Genomic DNA, 6,338 nt, shown 5'->3' on the forward strand with positions numbered 1-6,338 from the left:
CCCATCGTGCCGAATGCCGACATCAGTTCTTGGCTTGGGGAAACACTACGAATCCCTCGTCTGTTTGCAAGAATAACTGCGGCCTTTTCAGTTCACAATGGTGAAATCTCCATCGGAAATGTGAATTATCGGCCTGTTGTGGCGTATTTGTAACACCTGTTCAGCCGGTCAGGCGGCGAGGGTCGTCTTCAAAAGGGCGAGAGTTCCGCTCCAGGCAACTTGGTGTGCCGTCAGGTCATAGGCTATCCCCTCGGCGATACCGTCGTGGTCGGGGTCGGTGAACGAGTGCTGGGCCTGAGCGAAGAGCGTCGCCTGGTAATCGGCGCCCGCCGTATCGAGTTCGGCGCGCAGCGCGTCGAAATCCGCGATCGGGGCATAGGGATCGCGCCCGCCCGACCAGATCGCGACGCGGGCGGATACTGCGCCGGGCCGCGCCGGGGCATGCGTGGTGAGCAGGCCGTGGAAGCTCGTGACGCTGCGCACCGGCGCGCCGCTCCGGGCGAGTTCGAGTACGCATTTCCCTCCGAAGCAGTATCCCACCGCCGCGACCCGGCCCGGATCGATGCCGGGGAGGGCCCGGACCGCGTCGAACCAAGCGACGGCACGCTCGCGGATGGCGTGCGGGCGGGTCATGAGTTCGGCGAAGTACGTGCCGGCCGTCTGCGGGCTGGAGACGTCGGCGTCGCTTCCGTACATGTCGATGCCGACCGCGACATAGCCCTCGGCCGCCAGTTTACGCACTGCATCACGGAAAGCGGGGCCGGGCCCGGTCGCTCCCGGGAACATCATCACCGCCGGGCGGGTTTCGGCGTCCAGGGGGCGCTGCATGAAGCCTTCGAGGCTCACGCCCTGGTGGGTGCATTGAACGGATTCGAAAGTGTCGGTCATCGCGCGTCTCCCTGCTGCCAGCCACCGGTCCGTCGTATATGCGAACGTAGTGTCGAGCCGGGGAATGCAGATGGCGCCCGGCCTTGTCAAAGGTTGCGCTCGCTTGTCCGCGCGTGCGATCGGCGAGGCATGAAGTGCCCGTCTTCCCCAGTGCCGCCGCGCGGCGATCGCCGCCCGCGCTGGGGCGTGGCGGCGGCGGTGCTGGTGATCCACCTGGCGGTGGTCGCCGGGCTCGTTCGGGCCTTCACCCCTGAGCTGGCGGCGCAGGCCGTGCGCAGCGTGACGCAGGCGTTCTCGGTCCACCTCGAGCCGCCGCCGCCGCCCGCACCGGCGCCTGCGCCGGAACCCACGCCATCGGCCGCGCCGAGAGAGGAGGGGCGCGCGGGCGCTCCCGGCCGCAGGACCGAGCCGCGCACCGCCGCCGTGCCGAGCGCGCCGATCGTCATCAGGCCCACGCAGGCGCCGCCGCTCGCCGGGCGCGGTGACGCCGACGCTGCCGGTGCGAACGCACAGGGCGAGGGCACCGGAGCGGCGGGGGCCGGCAACGGGACGGGCGCCGGATCCGAAGGGCGCGGCGCGGGTGGCGGGGGCTCGGGGGTGCCGACGGTCAAGATATCCGGAGATATCAGCTCCGCCAGGGACTATCCCCGCAAGACCCGCGACCTGCGCATCGGCGCCTTCGTGACCATCGATCTTGCGGTGGGGGCGGACGGGAAAGTCTCGGGTTGCCGGATCGTCCGCCCCAGCCCCGATGCGCAGGCCGACGCCATCACCTGCAAGCTGGCGCAGCAGCGTTTCCGCTTCAGGCCCGCGCGCGACGCTAAGGGATTACCCATAAGTGCAGTCTATCGCTGGCGACAAAGCTGGTTTTACTAAGCAATATCGAAGCCTGTGACGTTGCAATGCAGCAGGCACCGTCTATACATCAAGACACCCCGTGCCCGCACTCGACGAGCGAAAGATTTCATGCCCACTATCGTTCCCGTGATCCTTTGTGGAGGCAGCGGCACGCGCCTCTGGCCCCGCAGCCGCGCCGCCAAGCCCAAGCCGTTCCTGCCGCTCGTCGGCGACAACACTCTGTTCGAGGCGGCGCTTGCGAGATGCCCGGCATCCGGCGGCTTCGCGGCTCCGGTGGTGGTTACCGGCCGCATGCATCTCGAGCATGTCGAAGCGCAACTCGGCGACATCGAGGGCGCGCAGGTCATCGTCGAACCGGCGGCGCGCAACACCGCCGCCGCCATCGCGCTGGCGGCCTATCGCCTGCCCGAGGACGCGGTCATGCTGGTCTGCCCAAGCGACCACCACATCGGCAATGCGGACGCCTTCGCACTCGCCGCATGCGCCGCCGCCGACCTCGCCGAGGAAGGCTGGCTGGTGTCCTTCGGCATCGAGGCGACCGCGCCCGAGACCGGCTTCGGCTACCTCAAGCGCGGCGAGGCGATTTCCGACACCGGCTACCGCACCGCCCAGTTCGTCGAGAAACCCGACATCGAGCGTGCCAAGGCATTCCTGGCGGAAGGCATCTACGCCTGGAACGGCGGCATCTTCGCCTTCCGGGTGAAGGACTTCATCGCTGAACTGGAAGCCCACCGTCCGCTGATCGCCGCCGGCGTCGCCGAAGCGGTCGCCAAGGGGAGCGAGGATGGCCAGCGCTTCCATCCGAACGCCGACCTCTTCGCGCAGGTCCCCAGCGATTCGGTGGACTATGCGGTGATGGAGAACACTACCCGCGCCGCCATGGTGCCAGCCGACATGAACTGGTCGGACATCGGCAACTGGCACGCCCTCCACGAAGCGCTGCACCGTGACGAGGACGGCAATTCCTCGCGCGGCGTCGGTGAGGTCGAGATGGTCGATTGCCGCAACGTGCTGGTCGACAGCGACGGGCCGCGCGTATCGGTGGTGGGGCTGGAGGACGTTATCGTCGTCATCGACGGGAACGACATCATGATCACCACCGTTTCAGGCGTGCAGAAAGTGGGCAAACTTTCGGGAGCCGTCAATCAATGAGCCTACGCAGATGAGCGCCTCGCTGCCGATCCGGGAGGTCGAGAAGCCCTGGGGCAAGGATGTGCTCCCTGCGCCTTTCACCGCGCCGGAGGGACAGCGGATCGGCGAAGTCTGGTTCGAGCCGCCCGCCGCGCTGCCCGAGCTTCTGGTCAAATACATCTTCACCAGCGAAGCGCTGTCGGTGCAGGTCCATCCCACCGACGCGCAGACTGTCGAGCGCGGGCTCGGCCGCCAGGGCAAGGAAGAGTGCTGGCTGATCGTCGCGGCCGAGCCGGGCGCGAAGCTCGGCATGGGCTTTCGGGGGCCGATCTCGGCAGAGACCATGCGCGACGCCGCGCTCGACGGGTCGATCGAGGACCTGCTGAGCTGGTACGAAGTCGCGCCGGGCGACTTCTTCTACATCCCGGCCAACACCGTCCACGCCATCGGCGCGGGGGTGAGCCTGATCGAAGTGCAGCAGAACAGCGACATCACCTACCGCCTCTACGACTACGGCCGCCCGCGCGAGCTGCATCTGGAGGACGGGGTGGCGGTGGCGAAAGGCGAGCCTTACGGGATCGATCGCTGGCACAAGCGGGTGCCCGCGCACGGCTCGCTGCTTCTGGTCGACGGGCCGCTGTTCGTGCTCGAACAGGTCGCCGGTGCGCCGACGGCAGAGATCGCCGCCCGCTACCCCGCCGCGCTGCTTGTGATCCCGCGTGAGAGCGCCGTGGAGATCGCCGGCGAAACGATCGCGCCCGGCGGCTGCGGGCTCGCGGGGAGCCTCGCCGATATCCGGTTTGCGGATAACGGCGTCTGCCTTCTCGCAAGGCCCTGTGCCGCGCAGCCATAATATTGCATGGAGGGCGACATGATCGTCCAGACCATCCAGCTTGCCCTCACTCCGGTCTTCGTGCTGGTGGCGATCGGCAACATCCTCAATGTGCTCTCCTCACGCCTGGGACGCGTGGTGGATCGCGCGCGGTTGCTGCAGGAGCGTTATCCGAACACCGAAGGCCCGCAGCACGACATGATCGTCAGCGAACTGCGCCTCGTCCACCAGCGCACCACGCTCATCACCCAGGCGGTGCGCATGATGGTGCTTTCGGGCCTGGCGATCGGCGTGACCGTGGCGATCCTGTTCCTCTCCGGGCTGAGCGGCCGGGACTGGCACACGGCGGCGGCGATGACCTTCCTTGCCTCGATCGTGCTGCTGCTGGTCGCGCTGGTGCTGTTCCTGCGCGAGACGCAGGTCGCCGCCAAGGCCCTGCGCATTCCCAGCGACTACCTCGAACTGCACCGCGAGATATAACGCCCCGCCATCGCCGCGGCGGTTGGAGATTGCGTGGTTTGGCCTAGTGTCGCCTCACAAGAGGAGAGGCACATGGGGACAGGCACCGAAGGCGCGCGGGAGGAGTGGAGACGCGGCTGGCCGATCGTGATCGCGGCCATGGCGGGCTTCTCGTTCTTCTCCGTCCTGCTCTCCGCCACCGGCCTGTTCATCGAGCCGCTCGAGCGCGAGTTCGGATGGGACCGCGCGACGCTGTCGATGGGCCCTGCCATCGCCACGGCCGTGACCGCGCTGCTCTCGCCCTTCTACGGTGCGCTGATCGACCGCTTCGGCTCGCGCCGCCTCGGCCTGCCCGGCGTCGCGGTGACCATGGGCGCGACCTGCATGTTCGCCTTCGCCAGCGGGTCGAAGGCGCAATGGGTGGTGATGTGGGTGGTCTTCGGGTTCATCCTGACCAGCATCAAGTCGACCATCTGGACCACGGCGGTCGCGGGCGCGTTCAGCAAGGGCAGGGGCCTCGCACTCGGCCTTGCCGTCACCGGCCCGGCGATCGCGCAGACCCTGGTGCCGCCGCTCGGCAATTTCCTGATCGAGAGTTTCGGCTGGCGTGCGGCCTATGTCTGGTTCGGGCTCGGCTGGGGCGGCGTCACGTTGGTACTGTGCTGGCTGTTCCTGACCGACGCGCACGACCGCAAGGCCAGGGAGGCGAAGGCGGGACTGGTGGCGCGCCCCGTCGTCATCCTCCCCGGCCTCACCAAGCGGCAGGCGCTGCGCAGCCTTGCGCTGGCGCAGGTGGCGGTTTCCTCGTTCATCGTGATGGCCATGACCATCGGGCTCGCCATGCATCTCTTCCCGATCCTGACCGAGGCCGGCGTGCCGCGCACGCAGGCGGCGTGGCTGCTCTCGCTGGGCGGCATCGCCGGGATCATCGGCAAGCTGGTGACCGGCGCGCTGCTCGACAGGTTCCGTCCCAACTGGACCGGAAGCGTGACCATGGGCGTCACGGCGGTGACGTTCTTCGTGCTGATATGGTGGCTCGATTCGACGCCCGCGCTGTTGCTGGCGATGATCATCAACGGCTATGCGGCGGGCTCCAAGACCCAGATCACCGCGTTCCTGACCGCTGGATACGCAGGCATGCGCAATTTCGGGATGATCTACGGCGTGATGTCGGCGCTGGTGGCGCTGGCCTCGGGGCTGGGTCCGTGGATAGCGGGCAAGGTCTACGACGTCGCGGGCAACTACGAGCCGTTCCTCTGGGCGGGCGCGATCGCCTGCGCGCTGGGCGGCGCGCTGCTTCTCGCCCTGCCGCCGATGCCGAAGTGGGAGGAGGAGGAAGTCCTCCCCTGACCGACAGGCCTCCATTCCGACGGGAGGAAAGTTTTACCCTCAGGCTACCTGAGAGTCGTCTGCCGCACGCGGGTCCTGATCGGCGTCGTCCTTGCGGATGAAGCTGATCTTGCCTTCGGGCTCGAGAATGGCCCAGGCGATCTGGTGCAGGCCGGAAATGCCCGCCAGCCGCATCTCGATGGCCAGCTCGTCGGTGTCGATGCGCTCCTCGTCGAGGTTGGCGGGGAGCAGCTTGCCTTCGCGGATCAGCACCACCGGCCGGCTCTTGAGCACGCGCCGCATCTTCGGGATCCGGTGGGCGATGAGGCCGAGCGCGAAGCTCCAGGCGGCGAAAGTGAAGATCGCCAGCGTCGCGCCGGTCAGCGAGAAGTCCTGATGCGTCACGCCCTGCTGGATGAGGTCGCCCATGACGATCAGCGAGACCAGTTCGAAAGGCGCCATCTGGCCCAGCTCGCGCTTGCCCATCAGGCGCAGCAGCACATAGACCAGCAGGAACATCACCGAGGCGCGGATCACGATCTCCATTACGGCAGGACCGTGATCGAGAGCGGGATGGCGATGAGATCCGTCTTGTCGTCCGCGATGGTGATGTCTCCTTCGAGCACGCGCAGCGCGCGCGGCTGGATCTGGCCGTCGAACTTGATGCGCAGGGCCTCGCCCGCCTTCACGGCGCCGAAGTGGTAGCTGTAGGTGCCGTCCAGTCCCTCGGCGCTTTCGGCGTCGGGGGCGATGGTGTCGATGCTCATGCCGCGCCAGATCGGAAGAGCGTCGTGTAGGGAAAGAGTGTAGATCTCGGTGGTCGCCGTATCATTAAAAAAAA

At 67.4% G+C, this 6,338-nt stretch carries 7 protein-coding genes; 5 read left to right on the top strand and 2 right to left on the bottom strand.

Annotated features, from left to right (window positions below; all coding sequences use genetic code 11):
• Nucleotides 1-168 precede the first annotated feature (168 nt).
• Complete coding sequence (locus PMI02_RS22095) at nt 169-888, bottom strand: dienelactone hydrolase family protein (protein ID WP_007687156.1); 720 nt, start codon at nt 886-888, stop codon at nt 169-171.
• 129 nt (nt 889-1,017) lie between these two features.
• Between PMI02_RS22095 and PMI02_RS28275 the strand changes: the two genes are divergently transcribed.
• The 5 genes from PMI02_RS28275 (at nt 1,018) to PMI02_RS22120 (ending at nt 5,518) form a co-directional block, all read left to right on the top strand.
• On the top strand, nt 1,018-1,764 hold the full coding sequence (locus PMI02_RS28275; RefSeq protein ID WP_007687159.1) for a TonB family protein: 747 nt from the start codon (nt 1,018-1,020) through the stop codon (nt 1,762-1,764).
• A gap of 90 nt (nt 1,765-1,854) precedes the next feature.
• Entirely contained in the window at nt 1,855-2,898 is a 1,044-nt protein-coding gene (locus PMI02_RS22105; RefSeq protein WP_007687161.1) for a mannose-1-phosphate guanylyltransferase, read from the top strand.
• Between the two features lie 10 nt (nt 2,899-2,908).
• Complete coding sequence (locus PMI02_RS22110; RefSeq protein WP_007687162.1) at nt 2,909-3,730, top strand: class I mannose-6-phosphate isomerase; 822 nt, start codon at nt 2,909-2,911, stop codon at nt 3,728-3,730.
• An 18-nt stretch (nt 3,731-3,748) separates the two neighbouring features.
• Nucleotides 3,749-4,189, top strand: coding sequence for a DUF2721 domain-containing protein (locus tag PMI02_RS22115; RefSeq protein WP_007687164.1), 441 nt, complete (start codon nt 3,749-3,751; stop codon nt 4,187-4,189).
• A gap of 72 nt (nt 4,190-4,261) precedes the next feature.
• Nucleotides 4,262-5,518 (top strand): MFS transporter, encoded by a 1,257-nt coding sequence (locus tag PMI02_RS22120; protein ID WP_007687166.1) that lies wholly within the window; start codon nt 4,262-4,264, stop codon nt 5,516-5,518.
• Nucleotides 5,519-5,557: 39 nt separating this feature from the next.
• Here PMI02_RS22120 and PMI02_RS22125 read toward each other — a convergent pair whose 3' ends face one another.
• Nucleotides 5,558-6,043 (bottom strand): DUF421 domain-containing protein, encoded by a 486-nt coding sequence (locus tag PMI02_RS22125; protein ID WP_007687167.1) that lies wholly within the window; start codon nt 6,041-6,043, stop codon nt 5,558-5,560.
• Nucleotides 6,044-6,338 lie beyond the last annotated feature (295 nt).

The sequence above is a fragment of the Novosphingobium sp. AP12 genome (genome assembly GCF_000281975.1).
Taxonomy (GTDB): Bacteria; Pseudomonadota; Alphaproteobacteria; order Sphingomonadales; family Sphingomonadaceae; genus Novosphingobium.